This is a genomic window from Rhizobium sp. NFR12, from assembly GCF_900108545.1.
GTDB lineage: Bacteria > Pseudomonadota > Alphaproteobacteria > Rhizobiales > Rhizobiaceae > Neorhizobium > Neorhizobium soli.
Window position 1 is genome coordinate 315,742 of sequence record NZ_FNWM01000003.1, and the last position, 21,394, is coordinate 337,135.

Annotated in this window: 18 protein-coding genes; 8 read left to right on the plus strand and 10 right to left on the minus strand. The window is 59.7% G+C overall.

The annotated features are described in order from the left end of the window. The first annotated feature begins 104 nt into the window (after positions 1-104). Positions 105-1,457 carry a methyl-accepting chemotaxis protein gene (locus BLW69_RS14880; protein ID WP_280141293.1) on the plus strand — a complete coding sequence of 451 codons (1,353 nt, stop codon included), beginning with the start codon at positions 105-107 and terminating at the stop codon, positions 1,455-1,457. 470 nt (positions 1,458-1,927) lie between these two features. Here BLW69_RS14880 and BLW69_RS14885 read toward each other — a convergent pair whose 3' ends face one another. Together BLW69_RS14885 and BLW69_RS14890 are read right to left on the minus strand one after the other, a co-directional pair. Continuing rightward, positions 1,928-4,036 (minus strand): carboxy terminal-processing peptidase, encoded by a 2,109-nt coding sequence (locus BLW69_RS14885; protein ID WP_092663021.1) that lies wholly within the window; start codon positions 4,034-4,036, stop codon positions 1,928-1,930. Positions 4,037-4,220: 184 nt separating this feature from the next. After that, positions 4,221-5,450: a M24 family metallopeptidase gene (locus tag BLW69_RS14890; protein WP_092663023.1), complete on the minus strand. Its 1,230-nt coding sequence runs from the start codon at positions 5,448-5,450 to the stop codon at positions 4,221-4,223. Between the two features lie 381 nt (positions 5,451-5,831). Between BLW69_RS14890 and BLW69_RS14895 the strand changes: the two genes are divergently transcribed. The 3 genes from BLW69_RS14895 (at position 5,832) to BLW69_RS14905 (ending at position 9,700) form a co-directional block, all read left to right on the plus strand. Beyond that, positions 5,832-7,502 carry a phosphoethanolamine transferase gene (locus BLW69_RS14895; protein WP_348271848.1) on the plus strand — a complete coding sequence of 557 codons (1,671 nt, stop codon included), beginning with the start codon at positions 5,832-5,834 and terminating at the stop codon, positions 7,500-7,502. Positions 7,503-7,683: 181 nt separating this feature from the next. Further along, positions 7,684-8,337 (plus strand): response regulator, encoded by a 654-nt coding sequence (locus tag BLW69_RS14900; RefSeq protein WP_062577980.1) that lies wholly within the window; start codon positions 7,684-7,686, stop codon positions 8,335-8,337. Between the two features lie 10 nt (positions 8,338-8,347). Then, positions 8,348-9,700 (plus strand): sensor histidine kinase, encoded by a 1,353-nt coding sequence (locus BLW69_RS14905; RefSeq protein ID WP_092663464.1) that lies wholly within the window; start codon positions 8,348-8,350, stop codon positions 9,698-9,700. A 17-nt stretch (positions 9,701-9,717) separates the two neighbouring features. Here BLW69_RS14905 and BLW69_RS14910 read toward each other — a convergent pair whose 3' ends face one another. The 4 genes from BLW69_RS14910 to BLW69_RS14925 form a co-directional block, all read right to left on the minus strand. After that, complete coding sequence (locus BLW69_RS14910) at positions 9,718-10,335, minus strand: hypothetical protein (RefSeq protein ID WP_062578413.1); 618 nt, start codon at positions 10,333-10,335, stop codon at positions 9,718-9,720. Between the two features lie 128 nt (positions 10,336-10,463). Next, positions 10,464-10,907: a DoxX family protein gene (locus BLW69_RS14915; protein WP_062459778.1), complete on the minus strand. Its 444-nt coding sequence runs from the start codon at positions 10,905-10,907 to the stop codon at positions 10,464-10,466. Next, complete coding sequence (locus tag BLW69_RS14920) at positions 10,894-11,892, minus strand: alpha/beta fold hydrolase (protein ID WP_092663027.1); 999 nt, start codon at positions 11,890-11,892, stop codon at positions 10,894-10,896. Before BLW69_RS14920 ends, BLW69_RS14915 begins: the two co-directional genes overlap by 14 nt. A gap of 67 nt (positions 11,893-11,959) precedes the next feature. After that, positions 11,960-13,138: an amidohydrolase family protein gene (locus BLW69_RS14925; protein WP_210184918.1), complete on the minus strand. Its 1,179-nt coding sequence runs from the start codon at positions 13,136-13,138 to the stop codon at positions 11,960-11,962. A gap of 711 nt (positions 13,139-13,849) precedes the next feature. Here BLW69_RS14925 and proV point away from each other — a divergent pair. The 4 genes from proV to BLW69_RS14945 all read left to right on the plus strand — a co-directional run bounded on the left by proV (position 13,850) and on the right by BLW69_RS14945 (position 17,340). Then, positions 13,850-15,082 carry a glycine betaine/L-proline ABC transporter ATP-binding protein ProV gene (proV, locus tag BLW69_RS14930; protein ID WP_062459769.1) on the plus strand — a complete coding sequence of 411 codons (1,233 nt, stop codon included), beginning with the start codon at positions 13,850-13,852 and terminating at the stop codon, positions 15,080-15,082. A gap of 88 nt (positions 15,083-15,170) precedes the next feature. Further along, entirely contained in the window at positions 15,171-16,061 is an 891-nt protein-coding gene (locus BLW69_RS14935; protein ID WP_062459766.1) for an ABC transporter permease, read from the plus strand. Positions 16,062-16,128: 67 nt separating this feature from the next. Next, positions 16,129-17,001, plus strand: coding sequence for a glycine betaine ABC transporter substrate-binding protein (locus BLW69_RS14940; RefSeq protein WP_062577989.1), 873 nt, complete (start codon positions 16,129-16,131; stop codon positions 16,999-17,001). 78 nt (positions 17,002-17,079) lie between these two features. Beyond that, positions 17,080-17,340, plus strand: a complete 261-nt coding sequence (locus BLW69_RS14945; RefSeq protein ID WP_062459760.1) for a helix-turn-helix domain-containing protein — start codon at positions 17,080-17,082, stop codon at positions 17,338-17,340. Positions 17,341-17,373: 33 nt separating this feature from the next. Here BLW69_RS14945 and BLW69_RS14950 read toward each other — a convergent pair whose 3' ends face one another. The 4 genes from BLW69_RS14950 to BLW69_RS14965 form a co-directional block, all read right to left on the minus strand. Continuing rightward, complete coding sequence (locus BLW69_RS14950; RefSeq protein WP_092663031.1) at positions 17,374-18,123, minus strand: ABC transporter permease; 750 nt, start codon at positions 18,121-18,123, stop codon at positions 17,374-17,376. Next, a complete protein-coding gene (locus BLW69_RS14955; protein WP_092663033.1) occupies positions 18,120-19,058 on the minus strand; it encodes an ABC transporter ATP-binding protein in 939 nt (312 codons plus the stop codon). The genes BLW69_RS14950 and BLW69_RS14955 overlap by 4 nt, the downstream gene beginning before the upstream one ends. Then, positions 19,055-20,221 (minus strand): ABC transporter permease, encoded by a 1,167-nt coding sequence (locus BLW69_RS14960; protein ID WP_092663035.1) that lies wholly within the window; start codon positions 20,219-20,221, stop codon positions 19,055-19,057. Before BLW69_RS14960 ends, BLW69_RS14955 begins: the two co-directional genes overlap by 4 nt. Before the next feature lie 68 nt (positions 20,222-20,289). After that, complete coding sequence (locus BLW69_RS14965; protein WP_244473982.1) at positions 20,290-21,186, minus strand: glycine betaine ABC transporter substrate-binding protein OsmF; 897 nt, start codon at positions 21,184-21,186, stop codon at positions 20,290-20,292. Positions 21,187-21,394 lie beyond the last annotated feature (208 nt).

Here is a 21,394-nt window from a genome sequence, read left to right on the forward strand (position 1 = left end):
ATCCGCTTGGTGGTCCCATCGACGAACTGGTGAAGCTTCAGCTTCGTGTCGCAGCCGAAACGCTCGCGACAGGAAAGGAGATGAAGGCTGGCCTGACATTGGTCATGGCGATCATTGCCTTCGCGGGTCTTACCGTCGTGGTGATTTCGGTTTGGACGGTTCGTTCTGCGGTTATCCGGCCGTTGACCGAGATGACGAGGGCCATGACCGAGTTGGCGGGCGGCAAACTTGACGTGCGCATCTTCGGCGAGGGCCGCCGCGACGAGATCGGCACAATGGCAGGCGCCGTTGGTGTCTTCAGGCAAAGTGCGAAAGATCGAGCTCGTCTGGAGGCCGAGGCCGATGCAAACCGCAGCGTTTCGGAGCGGGAGCGTATTGAACGCGACCGGATCAGAGCCGCCGAAGCCGAAGCGATGGAGTTCGCTGTCGATAACCTGAAACATGGTCTCGATCAGCTTGCGAATGGGAACCTCGTGCATCGGATCGATGCAGCATTCGTTGCGCAGCTTGATGTGTTGAGGACGAACTTCAACAGCTCCATGGAACGCCTCGAGCAGACCTTGCGCACCGTCGGCCAGAACGCGCAGACGATCGCGGCGGGTTCCAACCAGATCATGTCGGCCGCCAATGATCTTTCGAAGCGCACCGAGCAACAGGCTGCCTCTGTTGAAGAAACGGCTGCGGCCCTTGAGCAGATCACGACCACCGTTGCCGAATCGAGCAAGCGTGCCGAAGCCGCTGGTCGCCTTGTCACCGAGACAAAGGACAGTGCCGAAAAGTCTGGCGACGTCGTGCGAAAAGCGATTTCGGCAATGGGCGAAATCGAGCGCTCGTCGAACGAGATCGTCAATATCATAGGGGTCATCGATGATATCGCTTTCCAGACAAATCTGCTGGCATTGAATGCCGGCGTCGAGGCGGCGCGCGCCGGGGAGGCCGGAAAGGGATTTGCCGTCGTCGCCCAGGAGGTCCGTGAACTTGCTCAACGCTCTGCAAAGGCGGCCAAGGAGATCAAAACCCTGATCAACACGTCAGGCGAGCAGGTTCGAAACGGGGTTCAGCTTGTTGCAGAAACCGGAAAATCGCTCACTGAGATCGTCTCCCGCGTCCAAGACGTCAGCGTCAATGTCACCGCCATCGTCGAAGCGGCCAAGGAGCAGGCGGTCGGGCTCAAGGAAATCAATATGGCGGTCAATACGATGGACCAGGGCACGCAACAGAATGCGGCCATGGTCGAACAATCGACTGCAGCCAGCAACAGCCTTGCCCGCGAAGCAGATAACCTTTTCACCATGATTGGTCGGTTCACGTTGAGCAAAGGACATGACCTTCAACCTCGAACCGGAAACGCCAACGGCGCGCCCCATATGCCGTCCCCAGCCAGAAAGCTGATGGCGAGAGTGAACAGCTCTTTTCCAACAAGTGCAGCTGTCGCCGAGGCGTGGGAGGAGTTTTAGCCGCGGTCTGGTAAGGCTCCAAGGTCGGCCGGGATTACAAGCTACCGAAGGTCGCGGCTGAACCAGGATTTGCATTTTTCAAACCCGCGGCCACTTGCTTTGTCACGCTTCGTCTCTCTCGCTTCGTCTCTCACGCGTCGGCAAAGATAGCCGGAAATGGCGTGCTGATATCGGCGCTTCAGAGGCGGCACGTTGAACCGTAGCGGACGTATCTACCGTCTCAGCCAAGGCCGCTAAGCCTGCTACTTGCCATCAATATCCGTTGGTTCCATAATGCATATTATCTGATAACTGGGTGATGCGCTGTGTTGGGTGACTCGGGTTTTCCACGTCGGCGAAACTGCATATCCCCTTCGCTTTGACGACAGCGCACGGTATCTCTACCGCGCGCTGTCAACGTCTTTTTACGTTGCTCCACTGACCGTCATAAGGTTCACTTGAACCCCGACGACCCCGCAGCCCGCTTGTGACTAGTTCCGCTTGGCGCGCCCGGGCTGTGCATTGCTGTCTTGCAGCAAGGTCGCCTGATCGGCGACAATCGCAGACGCCTCGTTTTTCAGGACGTCCTTGGCATTCTTGCGCGCATCCTCAAGAGCAATCTCCGCACTCAAGCTACGTTCGTTTGCTTGCAGACCATCGTCTTCACTGCCGACCAGGCCATTGTTGATCTGCTCGCGAGCCTTCAGACGACTGGCGACGGCTGCGAGTTCTGCCCGGCGTTCGGCCTCGTTGAGCGAGATGACCTTTTTCTCGCGCTGCTGCTTCAGTTCGGCAGCGTCCTCGATGAACCGCTGGAAATCCGGGTCATCCTTGATTCGGGCTTCGTGCTGGGTCTGCAGTTGTGGCAGAACCGATGCGACATTTCCGACTGCGGCATATTTGGCAGGCTTGATACGTGTCCATGGGAGCGCATTGTCATAGCTCGCCTCACCCAGCGTCTTCGGGTCAGAAAGGCCCGGGAGGCTGATATCCGGCGTCACACCGCGAAGCTGGGTCGTACCGCCATCGACGCGGAAGAACTGGGCGATGGTCAGTTTCAATTCGCCGTATTTCGATTCGCTGCTGCGCGTCGCCTGATCGAGATCCACTACGGTCTGCACGGTTCCCTTGCCGAAGCTGGGCTCGCCGATCACAACGCCTCGACCATAATCCTGGATAGCTGCAGCAAAGATCTCGGAGGCCGAAGCCGAACCGCGGTTGATGAGCACGCCGACCGGGCCCGCCCAAGCGGGAGCAGACCGATCGTCCTTCAGGATTTCAACCTTACCCTTGGCATCGCGCTGCTGCACGACCGGTCCCTTGCCGACAAAGAGCCCGGTGAGTTCAATCGCTTCAGACAGGGATCCGCCTCCGTTATCGCGCAGGTCAATCAGGACGCCATCAACGTTTTCCAGTTTGAGTTCAACGAGCAGCTTGGCGACATCGCGGCTGGCGCTCTTGTAGTTCTTCTCGCCTTTGCGTCTCGCTTCGAAGTCCTCGTAAAAGGCAGGCAGAGTGATCACGCCGATGCGGCGGGTGACACCTTTGTCCTCGACCGGAATAATGCTTTTCTGGGCCGCCTGTTTTTCAAGACTAACCCGGTCGCGCACAAGGCTGATAACCCGGTGGCTTCCGGTCTCACCGGTATCTGCAGGCAGCACGTCCAGACGGACGACAGAATCCTTCGCGCCACGGATCATCTGCACAATTTCGTCGAGGCGCGTACCCACGACGTCCTTCATCGGGCCATCTTCACCTTGCGCAACGCCTGCGATGCGATCGCCAACAGCGAGCTTTCCAGAAAGTTGTGCCGGGCCGCCAGGCACGAGTTCACGGATCGTGGTGTAACCGTCGCGTTCTTGCAGAACCGCGCCGATACCGACGAGAGACAGGCTCATGGAGATGTCGAATTCAGCCGCCGCCCTCGCCCCGAAATAGTCCGTGTGCGGGTCGACCGACGTCGTGTAGGCAGCCATGAAAGACTGGAATACATCGTCGCTCTTATAACGGTAGGTCCGATCAAGGACGTTCTGGTAGCGCTTGTCGAGCGTCTCGCGGATCGTCGCGTCCTGGGAGCCTGCCAGTTTCAGGCGCAGCCAGTCGCTTTTCACACGCTTGCGCCACAGGTCGTTGCTTTCCTGTTGCGACTGCGGCCACGGCGCGTCGTCTCGCAGCACGGAATACTCTTCCCGCTGGGTGAAGTCGAAACCCTGCTTCAGCAACTCACGTGCATAGGTCAGGCGCTCTGAAACGCGCTGCGAATAAACGTTGAAAATCGAGAAGGGAAGCTTCAGGTCCTCGTCTTCGATCGCATCGTCGATCTTCTTGCTGTTCGCGGCAAAGCTGTCGATATCGGATTTGAGAAAAAAGCTCCGGTCCGGATCCAGCGACTTGATGAAGCTGTTCATGATCTTGACCGACAGCGCGTCGTCCAGCGGTACGGGCTTATAGCTGTAGCGGCCGAGAAACTGTGCGCTGATATTGGCCGCCTGTGCCTGCCGATCGAGCGGAGCCAAGACGGGGGGTGTGCCCGGTTCCAAGGCATAGGCTGCTGGTGCGATGGCAAGAAGTAGACCAAAGAAAGAATATCTCAGACGCATTCCGCTATGTTCCAATTGCGATGTCGGTTCGTTTTGCGCAATGGTGGTGCAACAATGATCGAGTTTTGGCAACTGTCTGGGTGTGCAATATTGCGTGTCCATCGCAAGAACCAGGACGAACGGCGTGCGCGGAGGGCCCCTGATTTCTGAAGAATGCCGTTCGCGGGCGTTCGGTCGTCAGGCTTCAATGCATGATCTTCTGAAGACCGCGCGGCAATCTATTCATGCATTCCGTGCTGTCAGAGGTCACAAGGAACTGGTCCTCGATCATCAGGGCACCAAAGCCATTCCCGTAGAAGGGCGTCTCGAGCGCCACCACCATGCCCGGCTGGATCAGTTCCTCATTTCCCATCGAGAAAAATGGCCATTCCTCGATGCCGGCACTGCCGCCGACCGAATGCCCGAAATGCCCACGATGATATTCGCTCAATCCCCCACGGCGGATGGCGGCCGTGACAACCCGATGCACCGCGCCGAATGTATTGCCGGGCCGGATGTGCTCGAGGCCCGCTTCAAATGCCTCGAGGAGGATCTTATCGAGATCGTTCGCGAGCGGCGACGCCTCGCCATAGACAAAGGTTCGTGCGCTATCGGAAGAATATCCCTCCACCAGCGTTCCTACATCTGCCTTGATGAGCGCACCCGGAACAACCGTTGCGTTCGCGTCTGAAAGATCCGGGCCAACGGAGATGTAGTCCCATGACCCGGACAGGCTGACGCCCTTCCCGATTGCGAACGCCTTCGCGCCGGATTTCCAAGCGTCGGAAAGCGATTGGACAGAGGAGCCAGTCCGTATGGCCTCGACCATTCTGACGATGCCTGCCTCTGCCGCATTGGCCGCAAGACGCAATCGAGCGATCTCGACCGGCGTCTTCACCGAGCGCAGGCGGCGCAGAACCGCAGATCCATCTGTCAACAAGGCGCGGGGCAGATGGTGCTTCAGCGCGGCAAAATCGGCGGCGGGCATGAACTCCATGTCAACGCCAAGACGAGCCTCAGATAGACCGCGCTCGCGAAGCAGTTCTCCCAGCAGGCAGAAGGACGCTTCGCGATCAAAGGTTTCAGGCCTTTCCCCCGTCGACCTACCTCGGCGATAGCACTGGTCGATTTGCGCGATGGAGCCGGCGTCCGATGTATCGACGGTGTCGATCCAGATCCGATGACTGCGCAGCTCGACATCAGGTGCGGATTTGCGGATGCTTGGCAGGGCGTGATCGCTGACGACGGCGGCAAGCGCGAGCCCCGCATGCGCGGGGACAAAAGCGATTGCTGCCCCTGCCCTGCCCCACATCGTTGCGACGCCAGCGGGTGCGCCGATTGCGTAGCGGAATGCCTCGGGTTGGAATAGCAGCAGGCCGTCAAGATCGGCCTCTTGCATCAATCGCTCTGCCCTGTCCCGATCGATATCGCCCACTGCCTGTCCCCGTCGTCCGTAAAGATGCACCCCATGACATGGCGCACCGGACATCGGCCGGTCAAGATGCGGTGGCTCAACCCGTCGGCATATGTGTTTGTCGAACGTTCGATCCCGGTAGCGTCTGGGGATTGCGAACGTGCCGGGGATCGCGCAGCAGCGAGATCGAGCAAACGATCAGTACGAATATGCCCACGAAAATTAGACCGGGCCGAAGACGAAAACTGTTCACCGAGTATAGGCCTTGTTGCTTCTCACTCAGGCAATGATGACGAACGAAGCTGACTCCCAGCTGAAGGGTGGCCGTTGGTCTAGGGCATTCAGGTGCGTGTCAGGATCCGATGCAAATCCGTGGCAATCGAGTTCGCCGAGGATCAACCAGTGCCGATCTACAGTCTGTCCAGAACCGCACCTCCTTTCTTCCGCCCGCGGATGGGTAGCGTTACCCTGGCTGTGACAGGTGCGCTCTATCTGGCGGCCTTTACCAACCGGATGTTTCTCACGCGGGCTTTCGCCTATTTCGACAGTCACCTCGCCTTTGCTGCCTTCATACTCGGTCTCGCATGCCTTTTCGCAGCGTTGATCGTATCGTTGTCGCTCAAGTATGTCCTGAAGCCGGTTCTGGTCTTTCTTTTCGTGAGCGCTGCTGCGGGCTCCTGGTTCATGGACAGGTTCGGAACGATCATCGACGTCGACATGATCCGCAACGCCGTCCAGACGACGTCGTCCGAAGCCGGGCATCTGTTGACACCGGCCTTCGTGCTGCACATGGCTGTTTTCGGTATTCTGCCATCGCTTCTGGTCTGCTGGGTCAAGATCGAACACAGGCCTTTCTTCGGCAAAGTTTTGTGGAACAGCGCGGCAATCGTTCCACTTCTGCTGGTCGCGCTCGCCTGCGGAATGAGCAGCGCTCGCAGCATTGCCTCCGTCACGCGGCTCCACAAAGACCTGATGATGACACTCAACCCCTTCGTGCCGATCGGCAATGCCATCGGCTTTGCCACGGCGACCGGCGAGGACGAAACCGTCGTCGTGAAATCGCTCGGGACCGATGCCCGCGTCATTGCCCCGACATCCTCCGGCCGACCGCGCGTCGTGGTGATCGTTGTCGGCGAGACGGCCCGTGCCGAGAATTTTTCGCTTGGTGGCTACGGCCGCGACACCAATCCGGAGCTCGCCCGCCGAGACATTACCTACTTCAAGGAAACATCAAGCTGCGGCACGGCAACAGCGGTTTCCGTGCCCTGCATGTTTTCCAACCTGACACGGCGCGGCTATTCCCATCGTGCCGGCCTCGCGAATGAAAATCTGCTCGACGTCCTCGGTCACGCGGGTGTCAAAACGGAATGGTGGGACGACAACACCGGCAGCAAGAACGTTGCAAGCCGTACCGCCTACCACTCGTTTTCCGATGCCAACGATCCCCGCTACTGCAAAGACAGGGAGTGCCTCGACGAGGGAATGGTCGCGGCACTCGATGGCTGGCTCTCGACAGTCAAGGGCGACAGCGTCCTGGTCCTCCATCAGATGGGAAGTCATGGCCCCGCCTATTCTGAGCGCTATCCCACGTCCTTTGCCCGCTTCAAGCCGGAATGCCGCAATGCTGAACTGGGCAATTGCAAAACCGATGAGATCGTCAACGCCTATGACAACACGATCCTTTACACCGACCACATCCTCGCGTCGGTTATCGACAGTTTGAAGGCGCGTCAGGACGTCATCGCTCCAGCCATGATCTACATGTCCGATCACGGCGAGTCGCTCGGTGAGCATGGCCTTTATCTGCACGGCGCTCCGTATGTCGTTGCGCCATCGCAGCAGACCCACGTGCCCTTTGTGCTGTGGCAAGGGTCGGAGTTGAAAACCACGACCGATCCGCAATGCCTCTCTTCCCGAGCGGCTGCACCCGCCTCACATGACAATCTGTTTCACACCGTACTCGGAATGATGTCCGTTCGGACTTCGAGCTACAAGCCGGACCTTGACGTAATGGCATCATGCCGGCGGGTGAGAGACAGTAGCGGCGTTGCCAGCGCGCGTGCAGACTTCTGACCCGTTCGACACTGGTGGTAGTCCGGTCAGACAGTTCTTCTCGACATCGCTTGCTGGGTTGGCAACAGGACTCTCGTGCTTCGCTTGTGTGCGCACGATTGTCGCTCCACTTCCTGAGATTTCCGGCTATTCTCGCCTCCGGATCGCCGAAGCGAAATGGCAAAGGGATGGAGCAGACTGCTTGAGAGTTCTTCTGGTCGAGGATGACGTGACACTTGGGGAAGCAGTGCGCGACCATGTGGCGAGCGCCGACCATGCAGTCGACTGGACCAAGACGCTTGACGCTGCAGAGAGCGCCCTCTCGACGACCGGCTACGGTCTTGTCCTTCTGGATCTGCGCCTGCCGGATGGCAGCGGCATCGCGCTTTTGAAACGCCTGCGCGCCAAGGGTATTACCACGCCGGTAATCATTCTGACGGCACATGACCAGATTTCAGATCGCATCGAAGGATTGAACAGCGGTGCAGACGACTACCTTGTGAAGCCTTTCAACCTGGGTGAGCTGACGGCGCGCATGTTGGCGGTTAGTCGCCGTTACAGCGGCCGTCCGGTTTCGCTTCTTCGCGTGGGCGATCTCGAGATCGATGCGACCGACCGTCGCGTTACCGCAACGGGCGCCGTCATCGAACTTTCCAGCCGGGAATGGGCCGTGCTTGACGCGCTGTCGTCTCGTGTCGGCGCGGTCGTTTCCAAATCGCAGATCGAGGAAGCGCTTTACGCCTTCGGCTCCGAAATCGAGAGCAATACCGTCGAAGTCTATGTCAGCCGCTTGCGCAAGAAGCTTGGCCGCGACCACATCACAACACTGCGCGGAATTGGATATCGGCTAGGGTAGATCGATGAGCATGCTTCTTGCCAAGACGGCGCCTTCCATGACCCGGCGTCTGATTTTGTGGCTGACTGTGGTGATGGCGTTTCTCTGGCTGCTTGCCGTGGGCCTGGGCTTGGTTGTGATGGAAGAGGAGCTCGCCGAAATTTTCGATGGTACTCTGCAGGATACGGCCGAGAGACTGGTTCCTCTTGCCGTCGACGACCTTGAACATCGCAGCCTCGTCGGCGCCTCCCCCCAACAACTACAGACCGCGAGTTCGAGCGGCGAACGGGAGTACCTGATCTATCAGGTGAGAGACACGGCCGGGCGGATCCTGATCCGGTCCCATGATGCGCCGGCAGAACCTTTCGAGGCGCCGCTGAAGGCAGGGCTGTGGCGAAACGACACCTATCAATTTTATACCGCGGCGAATGGCGATCGGAGTGTCTTCGTGCAGGTCGCCGACGCTTTCGAAAACAGAGAAGAAGCGCTTCGCGAAGGCGCCATGGCACTGTTTCTGCCACTCCTGCTGCTTATTCCCGTCTGCGGAATGGCGATCTGGTTCGTGGTGCGTCGAGCTGTCCGTCCCGTCGGTGCGTTGCGCGAGGAGATCGAAACCAAGGACGGCGGCAACACCGAGCCGATCGACGCGACGGCGCTTCCGAAAGAGTTGATGCCGATTGCCGCATCGGTCAATCGGCTGATGCAGCGCCTGCGCACAGCACTTGATGCGGAGCGTGAATTTACCGCCAACAGCGCCCACGAGCTGAGAACGCCGATTGCGGGCGCGCTGGCGCAGACTCAGATGCTGGTCGCCGAACTTGTGGGAAACCCTCATCGCCGGCGTGCCGACCAGGTTGAAGCCTCACTGACGCGACTGAGCCACCTTGCGGAAAAGATGCTGCAACTGTCTCGCGCGGAAGCGGGCATCGGCCTCGCCGACCACGCCGTCGATCTCGGTCGTGTTCTGGACATGGTGGTGACCGATTTTCAGCGCGGCATGGCCGATCCCGACCGGCTGGTCCTCCGCCATCCAACTGGCGCGCGCCTGACGGCGCCGGTGAGCGAAGACGGGTTCGCGATCGTGCTGCGCAATCTGATCGAAAACGCACTCATTCACGGGACACCGGATAAACCGGTCGAGGTGTTTCTTGAGGATGGTGGCCCAGTGCGCATTACCAACGGATCGCCGGTTATGAGTGCGATTGAACTTGCCGCCATTCGCAAGCGCTTCGGGCGTGGCCGGACCGAAGCCGAAGGCTCCGGTCTCGGTCTTTCAATTGTGGACCGACTACTCGGTCAGATGAACGGACAGTTGATCCTCGCATCTCCGGCGACAGGACGCTCCGACGGTTTCGAAGCGCGGATAGAACTGCGCCATCTCTAGGCGATCGACGAGCTCGTTCACATCGGAGGCACGACGCCGTTGGTGCCGACAACGACCCGGCCGCTCGACATGGAGCCATCGGCCGCCTTTTCCGACGGCACAAACACAGTCGCGCCTGCCTTGATATCCGCTTCGACTGCTGACGCGAACGTCACGATCGGTGTGCCCTCAGGGATCGAGATCTTTTTCTCCTGGCCATTGTACGTCACGGTGACTGTGTGGCCATCGACGGATTTGACCGCATCGGCAACCGTCGCATTGGTCATCGAGCTGTTCGGCTTCAGATCCCAGGCGTAGCTGCCTTCGCCGGTGCCTTTCATCGCCGCCGGGAAGATCAGAACTTCAAGAGCGCCGTCACCGCCATCGGCAGTCGGCAGCGAGGCGATCCCTACAAAGTCACCAGGCTTGATGTCATCGATAGAGGCCTTGGCAACGCTCGACACCTTCCAGTCATCCTTGAGCATGATCTTGGCATTCGTGCCTTCGCGGGTTTTGACAGACAGGGTCTTGCCTTGGAGGCTCTCGACTGTACCGCGGACCCGGACGGTGTCTGCCGCAAAGGCCGAAACACCGAGCGTGACGGCGATCAGTGCGCCTGAGAGTATCGTAAAGCCGGTTCTGGAAATGGAGGACATGGTCTCTTCCTTTTTGAAACCCTTAAGGTCGTGTCGTGCTGCCGGTGGATTCGGGTTGGAAATCCTCCGACCTTCGCCGAGCGCGGCACGATGCCGGCGCGGAATTGTTGTCGCGCAGAGGCGACAGATCAGCCCCTCGCCCTCATCGGCCACCTGACGATGCCCGCCGCAAACAGGGCGATCCAGATCAGAACAGGCTGCAACGGCAATCTGACCATGTGATAGAGCCACTGCCACTGCGAGGCGTCTGGCGCAGTCAGGCTGGTAACTGCGTGCTTGATATTGGCAGGAAAGACGCAGGCTGCGTACAGCGCCAGGCCAATGCCCGCATACCGACGCGACCACGGAACAAGCAATCCGATCGCGCCTGCGATCTCGCAAAGGCCCGTTACAAGAATCACCTCCGGCGCATCAGGGACCCAGCTGGGTGTGATGCTGAGAAACGGCCGCGGCACGGTGATATGCAGGACGCCCGCTGCGGCGTAGAACAGGAAGAGGCCCAACCGGCACCGACGGCGCCAGACGGTCAGGTCCTGTCCCTCGCGTTCCCTGGCGGGTTCAATCCTTTGCATCTGCCGCTATCCGTCGCTCCACCGACCTTGCAATGGAGGCTAAGTCCCTGCGTCGGCCCGCAACGCTTTCCATGGCAGCCACCGCCAGATCCCTTGCGACGTAGTCGGACTTGTGCCCGAGCTTGTGGACGACGATCAGTTTTGCGCCGCGGATATCGCGCGCCAGATGTTTGGCATGGATTTCGGGAGACACGATCTCATCGGCATCACCGGTGATGATCACGGTCGGCGCCTTGATCTTCGGATATTGTCGCGAGGCGGTACGTGCCCAGTCGCTGAGCGCCGAGATTTCCCGCGCATTATGGCGAAATGCGGTTGGGCTCAGCGCCTGAAACGCATTGGTCTCGGCAATATAGCCGGCTGGGACAGGATTGGGAGAGAAGACTGCGCTGGCCGCCCCCTTGATCGCCAGCAGCCCCACCGGTGGAACGACGAGCGCGCTGAAGACCTGGCCCGTGACAGGGGCTGTGGCTGCAGAATAATACCATGCGACGCTTCCGTCCCAGGGGTAGACCGCCGGCGACAGGAAGACGAGACCGGACACCATGTCCGGATGCCGAACTGCAAATGCTGCGGCGATGGCGCCCCCGAAGGAATGGCCGACGATAATGGCCTTGCCGATCCCCCGCTTCCTCATCAGTTGCGCGACGGCATCAGCCTGGCCATCCGGAAGGATATTCTGTTCGCCTCCGATATCGGAACTGCCATGTCCCGGTCGGTCGACGAACAGCAGTCGCGCCCTGCCCTGCAACGTCTTCCTGAACGAAAAGAGGGGATCTTTCAGGCTCGTGCTCGCACCATGGAGAAAAACGATCGGGGGAAGATCCGCTTTTTTGTCCGGCTCGATCAGAACGCTGTTGAGTTTGTAACCGCCGACATCGACCCGGACCGCTTGTGGCACATGGTCATCGGCCGTCACCTGCCGCGCGCCGACGATGCCGAACGCCGCGAGCGCAAACCCCAGAAGCAAGACAATCTTTTGCATTAGTCCTCAATGCGTTTCGCCGAAATGAGCATTTCGCTCCTACTACGCGCGCGGGACAAGGAAAGTTTCAGTCCGGAATGATCAAAGGCGCAAGAGGCGCCCATAGTCGCAACACGCCGCGTTTGACAGCGGCGACGACGGGCGCGTTGCGGCGGATCGCATCTTCAGCCGTTTCTGCGGCAACAAGAATGAATTCGGCCTTCGCCCCCACAGCGATCGGTGGCGCCAGCATCCCCGTGATCTTCTCCGCATCTGTCGACACCATCTCGAAAACGCTGTGCATATCGGCTGCCGTCGAGAGCTGATCAAGATTGGCGTAGAGGCCTGCCATCCGAAGCAGTGAGGCGTCGCCGTACGGTGTGAACGGGTTTTGCACATTGTTGGTGGCGAGCGCGACATCCACCCCGAAGCGCTTCATCTGGGCTGCCGGAGCGATGCCTCGCGGCCGCATCGGGTTGTCGCGCGATCCGTTCAAAAACGCGTCTGTCGCGGGCAAGACGACGAGAGCGATACCGGCCTCGGCCATGCTCCGCGCCATCCTCTCACGCTCGTCAGGGTCGAAGGCTGCAAGCTTCGTTGCATGGCCGACAGTGACACGCCCACCCCAGCCGAAGGCTTCGGTCTGCCTGATGATCTCGGGCAAAATGGAATTTCCGGGATCGAGATCGAAGTCGGCGTGGAAGTCGACATCAACGTTGTAATGACGGGCAAGGCCGAAGATGAGCTCGACATGGGCAACGGGATCAGGGTCCGTATAAGGACATCCGCCAATCAGATCCGCACCCATCTTCATGGCTTCGTGAAGAAGGTCGATGGTTTCAGGCTCGTTGGTCAGGCCTTCCTGCACGAAGGCGCAAAGCTGGACGTCGATGAGACCCGACCATCTGCGCTTCAGCCGCAGCAGACCTTCCAGACTTCGAAGACCTGCGCGTGGATCCACCTCGACGAAGCTGCGCATGCGCTGCGTACCCGCACGCACAGCCAATTCCAAGACTTGCGCGCCGCGCGCGTCGACATCCTCTGCGGTAAAGCTGCGTTTCGCTTGCGCCGTCAGCCGAACGGCTTCAGCAAGGGTCCCCTCGCACAGCGGGCAGCGGCCAAGGATCATCGCCTTGTCGAGATGGACATGCGCATCCGTCAGTCCCGGCAGGATCAGCACCCCTCCAGCATCGAGACGCGGCGACGATAGCTGTGCGGTCTGCTCTCCGATCGCGACTATCACGCCGTTCGAAACACTCAGCGACATGCCTTGGCGACCGTCCGCTAATCTCAGATTGTCGATGATAAAAGTACTCTGCCCGACAACGCTCATGAGACCACGCTGAGTAAACCGCTTCACAAAGACCAGACGTCGTTACTCGCCCATCACCCAACAATGCAAATATCCCATGTCGCATTGCAACGCGAGTGTTTCTCAGAGCGGCTGCGGGGAGTTGCGTTGGCTGGCTAACGGTCGGGAAATCGGCTTGTTGGGACGATTGCGCGGCGGAGTGTAGCTCACCGGCTCACAAGTCTGGACCTTCGCAATCTGGGCTAGAGCAAGATTTTCATTGTTTCACGGTTTCGTGATGGCCGGTCTGAAATCCGGGTTCGATAGGGCGAGATGCTCGTTGATGCAGTGGATCTGCGATGGATGAGCCTGCTTCGGGAGGTTTTCCGACCCATGCAAATTGGATTTTTTGATGGACATCCACATCTCTCGCTCTACAAACAGGTCATGGACGGGCTGCAGATGCGCATAACGAATGTGCGTCTGAAGCGCGCTTTTAGTGCGTGACGTCTGACTTGATACAATCCTCGCGATACGCTGATCGGATTGGTTCTTCGCCGGCGATGGCTATATCGCCCAAATAAAATACACGGACGACCTCTGGCCGGAAAGCCTATGCTTCCGCCGTAGAGTAGATCCGACTGTCTAGGAGAATGCCCGCGCTACCGAGCCCGGGCCAAATTTTTAATGGCTTATGCAACTGAAAATGACGCGCCGCTCGAAGCGACACCGACCAAGATCAGTCTAAACAACGTCTACAAAATCTTCGGCGAGCGGCCTGACAAGGCCTTGGACATGATCCGCGCCGGCAAGACAAAATCCGAAATCCATTCAGCGACCGGTTGCTCCGTCGGTGTCAACGACGCGAGCTTCGAGATCAAGGCTGGCGAGATTTTCGTGATCATGGGCCTGTCCGGCTCCGGAAAATCCACCCTCCTTCGTCTGCTGAACAGGCTCATCGAGCCGACATCCGGTGCGATAAAAATCGACGGGCGTGACATCACCCAGATGTCGCGCAAGGAACTGATCGATCTGCGGCGCCGCGATATCAGCATGGTGTTCCAGTCCTTCGCGCTTCTGCCCAACCGTACCGTGCTCAACAACGCTTCCTTCGGTCTCGAGGTCGCAGGCGTCAACGAAGCCGAGCGTCGGCAGAAGGCTCTCGTTGCTTTGAAGGCCGTGGGCCTCGACGGTTACGAGGACAGCCTTCCGGATCAGCTGTCCGGCGGCATGAAGCAGCGCGTCGGCCTTGCCCGTGCGTTGGCCAGTGAACCGACCATTCTTCTCATGGACGAAGCCTTCTCGGCACTTGACCCGCTCATCCGGACCGAGATGCAGGACGAGTTGGTCCGTCTTCAGTCCGAACAAAGCCGCACGATCGTCTTCGTCAGCCACGATCTCGACGAAGCCATGCGGATCGGCGACCGTATCTGCATCATGCAGAACGGCAGCGTCATTCAGGTCGGCACGCCGGACGAAATCGTCATGAGCCCGGCCAATGATTACGTCCGCTCCTTCTTCCGCAATGTTGATGTCAGCCATGTCTTCAAGGCCGGCGATGTTGCCCGCAAGACCCAGGTCACGATCATCGACCGTCAGGGTGTATCGGCCGCCGCCGCACTCGAACGCATGAAGCACTTCGACCGCGAATACGCGATCATTCTTGGTCGCGACAAGACCTACCAGGGAATGGTCAGCCAGACATCGCTTGTCGAAAAGCTGCGCGCCAAGGCGGATGATCCCTACCGCGGAGCGTTTCTCACCGGGATCGAGACAATCGCAGCCGACGAACCGCTCTCCAACGTTCTCGGCACGGTCGCCGCCAGCGCCTGGCCGGTCCCCGTCATCGATGACGCCAAGCGCTATCTCGGATCGATCAGCAAAACGACGCTGCTTGAAACGCTCGACCGCGCCAGCTGATTTCCATTCACGACCTTAGAATTGTTGCAGCGCCCTGCCGGCCCATGATGCAGGCGGCGCTGTAGCCGGCCAGAAACCGGAGACAGACATGAATTTCAACATCGGCGACGGCATCGATACAGCCGTCAACTACATCCTCGACAACTTCTCCCCCTTTCTCGATCTGATCGCGTCGGCGATCGGCTTTGTGACCGGGACGATTCAGGATGCGCTGCTTGCGCTCCCGATGCCCGTCGGCATTGCCATCTTTGTTGCGCTATCCCTCTGGCGGGTCGGCCTCGGCTTCGGCCTGCTGACCGGCATCGCACTTTGGCTGGTGGACCACATGGGTCTTTGGAGCGCCATGATGGAGACGCTTTCCCTGGTGATCGCGTCCACGCTGATGGCGATGATCATCGGCCTGCCGCTCGGCATTGCCATGGCCCGCAAGGATAGTGTCGCAGCCATCGTCCGGCCCATCCTCGATCTGATGCAGACCATGCCGGCGTTCGTCTACCTCATTCCGGCAGCGATGTTCTTCGGGCTTGGAGCAGTACCGGGTGCCATCGCCACGGTGATCTTTGCAATGCCGCCTGTCGTGCGACTGACCAATCTTGGCATCCGCCAGGTACATCACGAGTTTATCGAGGCAGGCAACGCGTTTGGCTGCACCTCGACGCAGCTTCTGTTCAAGATCCAGCTTCCCAATGCCCTGCCCTCGATCATGGCCGGTATCAACCAGACGATCATGCTGTCGCTGTCGATGGTCGTCATCGCTTCGATGATCGGCGCCGGCGGGCTCGGCAACACGGTCCTGACCGGTATCCAGCGCCTGGATGTGGGCACGGGTTTCGAGGGCGGTCTTGCCGTCGTCATCCTGGCCGTCATTCTCGACCGGATCACCCAGAGCCTCGGCCAGAAATCCAGAAAGCCGAACGCCCTCTGGCGCGCGCTTTTCAAGAGAAACGAGCGTGAGGATATGGTGACGGCAACCGCCTGATCCAGTCCTTCGCCGAACCGTGCGGGTGATGAACCCGCAATTGCAAACCTCCCAAAAAGGAGACTACATGTTCAAGACCCTCGCAACCCTCGGGCTCGCCGCCACCCTCATCGGTGGATCTGTGACCGCAACGATGGCGCAGGACGCCAAGCCGGTAAAGATCGGCTGGTCCGCTTGGTCCGATGCTGAATTTGTCACCAAGCTCGCCGCCAAGCTCATCAAGGATGAACTCGGCACGGAAGTCGAGCTGGTACAGTCCGATGTCGCTCCGCTCTACCAGGGTGTCAGCCGCGGCGATCTCGACGCGATGATGATGGCCTGGTTGCCGCAGACCCATGCGGACTATTACGACAAGGTGAAAGACAAGGTCGAAACGCTCGGTACCGTCTATGATGGCGCAAAGCTGGGCTGGGTCGTTCCGGCCTATATCCCGGAAAGCGAGATCGCTTCGATCGAGGATCTGAAGAAGCCTGAAGTGCAGAAGAAGCTTTCCGGCATCGTGCAGGGCATCGATCCGGGAGCAGGTCTGACACGGTTGTCAGAAAAGGCCGTGAAGGATTACGGTCTCGACGACTACAAGCTGCAGATCTCCAGTGAGGCGGGCATGCTGACGACGGTCGATCGCGCCATGCGCAGCGAAAAGTGGTTCGTCGCCACGTCCTGGAGCCCCCATTGGATGTTCGGAAAGTACAAGCTTCGTTACCTGACCGACCCCAAGAAGTCGTTGGGTGAAGCAGAGCATGTCGACGTTCTCGCCCGCAAGGATTTCAAGACCGAAAATCCGAAGGTTGCCGGCTTCCTCTCGCGCATGAAGCTGCCGATCGCTGATCTCGAGGCGGGGATGTTTACCGCGCAGGAGACGTCCTACGACGAAGCGGTCGCAAAATACATCAAGGACCATCCGGATCAGGTCAAGGCCTGGGTTGGAGAAGACGGCTGACATAGGCCTCGGGCTTCGCGGGTATCCGCGGAGCCATTTTGCTACTTGATGCCAGCGTCCAGTTGTTAGGAGCAGACGATGTTTATTGACGGAACGGATCTCGACCAGGCTACCGGCGATACGCTCGGCGGGCGTATCTCGCTGGCACGCGACGCGACTGATCTTTCGGTAGATGATGCCGCCCACATGTCCGGTGTTGACCGGAGTGTCTGGGAGGCCTGGGAGAACGACCGTGACGCACCGATCGCAACCGATCTCGAGATCGTCGCACGCTCCCTGCAGGTAAGCCTCGGCTGGTTGATCACCGGCCGCGGTGTCGGGCCGAAGTGGGACAGCTAGACTGTCAGCGTTGAAGCTCTACCAGAAGCGGAATTACCGCACGTTCAGGCCCGTACGACGAGCTGCAACCCGCTCGACGGCGGACAGCGTGTCGTAGATGAGGATCGCAAGAGCGCCGACGATCAGGCCGCCTTGCAGGATAAAGGCGAGGTTGTTGGCCTGCAGGCCGGCGATGATGACTTCGCCCAGGGTTTTTGCGGCAACGGTCGAACCGATCGTGGCCGTGGCGAGACTGATCACGACCGACAGACGGATACCGGCGAGGATGACGGGTGTGGCGAGCGGCAGCTCGACCTTGAACAGCCGCTGCAACCCGGTCATGCCTGTCCCGCGCGCCGCCTCCATGACAGACGGCGGAAGGGTCGTCAGCCCCGTCAGTGTGTTTTCGAAAATCGGCAGCAAACCGTAGAGAAAGAGCGCGACCAGCGTCGGTTTTTCACCAAAGCCCAGCGTTGGAACCGCGAGCGCCAGCACCGCCACTGGCGGGAAGGTTTGCCCGATATTCACGAGGCCCCGCGAGAGCGGCAAAAACTCGGCGCCGATCGGCCGCGTCACGAGAACTGCCATGGGAACAGCCACAAGAATCGCTGCTGTCGTGGCGATGGCGACCGTCCTCAGATGCAGAAGCGTCAGTGTCAGAAGACTTCCCTGATTGTAGATCGCGGGCGCATTCTGCTGAACCAGCGGGCGCAGGATGGGATCGAACAATTCGGGCATCAGCAGGAACGTCAGCAGAAGAACGAGCAGTAACGCCCGCAGCATGAGAGGAAGCCACGCTCTCATGCCAGACCCGCCGCGCGCTTCGAAAGTCCTTCGACCGAAACAGAGCCGATGATCCGCCCATCGGATGCGCGAACAGGCAATGCCTGCTGTCCCGTCCACAAAAGCTTTGACAGCGCTTCTCGCTGGCTCATGTCTTCGGACAGTGGTTCCCCTGTCGCTTGTCTGGGCTCGAGGGCCTCACCGATAGTCTGCATCGACAGGAGCCGGAACGGCCGCTCCGTATCACCGATCAGGGTCTCGACGAACGGGGTCGCAGGCTGTCGAACCAGCTCGACGGGCGCGCCGTATTGAACGACCTTGCCCTTGTCCATCACCGCAATCCGGTCCGCCAGATGAAAGGCCTCGTCCATATCGTGCGTGACGAGAACGATAGTCGTGCCGAGCACTTTTTGAATGCTGATAAGGTCTTGCTGCGCCTTAGCGCGAATGATCGGGTCGAGAGCGCCGAACGGCTCATCCATCAGGAGCACGTTGGGTTCAGCCGCGAGAGCGCGTGCCACGCCGACTCGCTGTTGCTGCCCGCCGGAGAGTTCATGCGGAAAACGCGAGGCGAAATCGTCGGGGTCGAGCTGGAAGAGTTCGAGCAGCTCTTTTACTTTGGCGTCGATGCGGGGCCGGTCCCAGCCAAGCAGACCCGGAACAGTGGCGATATTCTGCGCGACGGTTCGATGCGGAAAAAGCCCGTGTCCCTGGATCGCGTAGCCGATCCTGCGCCGCAGTTCGAACCCCGGCAGGTCGCGATTGTCGACGCCGTCGAGCTTGATGGTTCCGGAGGTCGGTTCCACGAGCCGGTTGATCATCCGCAGAAGCGTGGTCTTGCCGGAGCCGGACGTTCCGACAATGACCGTTACCGTGCGCGGTTGGATCGTCATAGTCACTGTGTCGACAACCGTATTGTCGCCGTAACGCTTGGTGAGGGTCTCGATTTCGATCATGCGGCTTTGCCTCGAGTGCCAACAGGGGCGTTCAGTTCGACGAGTGCGTCCAATACGGTGGCTGCGGTGAAGGCGAGCACGACGGTGGGTACGGCGCCCAGGAGCACAAGATCCATTGCCGTCTGGCCGACGCCCTGGAAGACGAAGACGCCGAACCCGCCGCCGCCGATCAGGGCCGCAATGGTCGCAAGCCCGATATTCTGAACCAGAACGATGCGGATACCGGTCAGGATGACGGGCATGGCGAGCGGCAGTTCGATGCCGAACAGGCGTTGGCGCCCGGTCATGCCGACTCCGCGGGCCGCCTCGTTTGCTTCCCGGGGCACGCCTTCGAGTCCCACGACGGTGTTGGCGACAACAGGCAACAGGGAGTAGAGGAACAGCGCGACGAACGCGGGTGCAGCGCCAATGCCGCGTATGCCGATCGCGGCCGCACCCGGCACGTTGATGGCGATCCAGCCGAGCGGCGCGATGAGAATGCCGAACAGGGCAATCGACGGGATCGTCTGGACGAAGTTCAGCGTGTTGAGAATGCCGGAACGCAAGGACGTGACTCGGTGGGCAAGAACGCCGAGGGGAAGACCGACGACGACGGCTGCAATCAGCGATCCGATCGCCAATGTCACATGTTTTCCCGCTTCCTGCCAGAAGACGTCGGCGCGGCCCGCATATTCCCTGATGATGGAAAGTCCGTCCCAGAGACCCGAAGACAGGACGACCGCTATTCCCGCTAGGCTGACCGCCAGCAAGGCGATCCGAACGACGGGCGTTGGCCGCAGTCTGGCGATCGCATCGGCGGCGAGCAGAGCGAAGGCAAGCATCAACAGCCAGGCACCGGAGGCCGGCGAAACACGAGCATAGGTATTGCCGTCCGGCGTCAGAAACGACGCGGCGGAACCGACGGAGATGGCAAGTCCCGCGAGAACGGCCGCCGCAGCCGACAGCCTCAGATAAAGAGGTGTTTTGAAGAGTGTTATGAGGATCGCGACGCCGATAACGACGACGAAGGCGATCGACGTGGAGGGCGGCAGGGATTCCCAGAGAGACTTCCCCTGCCCCGGCACGATCCGGTTGGGACGGAAAATCATGAGGGGCGCGAAGAAGGCAGCGTAGACCGCCAGCAGCGCCACGACGACACCCAGCTTATCGAGGCGAAGCTTCAATCCGATCCTCCTTGGCCCCCGGGTGATGCATCCCGCCCCTGAGGGTGGAATGCCTCATACAGCCAGCTTTACTTCAGAAATCCGTTCTTCTTCAGGAAGTCTTCGGCAACGGCCTTCGGCGGTTCGCCACCGAGCTGCACGCGGCCGTTCAATTCCTGAAGTGTCACAAGGTCAAGCTTTTCGAAGACAGGCTTCAAAAGCGTTTCGATCTGTGGATGCTCCTTCAGAACCGCTTCACGTATGATCGGAGCCGGCTGGTAGACCGGCTGGACGCCCTTGTCGTCTTCCAGAACGACGAGACCCGATGGCGCAATGCCACCGTCCGTGCCGTAGACCATCGCCGCATTGGCGCCGTTGGTCTGGTTTGCAGCTGCTGCGATCGTGGCAGCGGTGTCGCCGCCGGACAGCGTGATCAGCTGGTCGGACTTCAGCGTGAAGCCGTAGGTCTTCTGGAAGGCCGGAAGGGCTGCAGCCGAGTTGACGAATTCCGAGGAGGCAGCCAGAACGACCTTACCGCCGCCAGCAACATAGGAGCCGAATTCGCTAAAGGTCTTGATCTTGCCTTCGTCCGCGACTTCCTTGCGGATGGCGACCGCCCAGGTGTTGTTTGCCGGAGACGGGGTCAGCCAGACAATCTTGTTTGCATCGTAATCCAGCTTCTTGGCCTCAGTATAGGCCTTTGCCGCATCCTTCCAGGCCGGGTCTTCGGCTTTTTCGAAGAAGAACGCCGCATTGCCGGTATATTCCGGATAGATGTCGATTTCGCCAGCGGTGATCGCCTTGCGCACGACAGGTGTGGCACCGAGCTGAACGCGATCCGTCGTCTTGATGTCGTTTGCGTTCAGGATGGACAAAATGATGTTGCCGAGGACGCCGCCCTCGGTATCGATCTTTGATGATACGACGACTTGCGCCGATGCCGTGGCCGCAGATGCGGCAATGGCGAATATGGTTCCGATCACGATCTTGGGCAGGTGCACGGCCGGTATCTCCCTGTTTACAACTAGTCTTGCCTCGCGCGCCCAACCGCAATCGTCCGGACGCAAACGCCTATATATGCCGCCGGTTCAAGAAGAATAGTGGAGCAACGTCACGTCAGTCATTTGCGGTATGCCTCGTCCTGAAACCGAGGCCGTATGCCGTCTCCGGATCCGACAGCTGCTCGGAAACGAC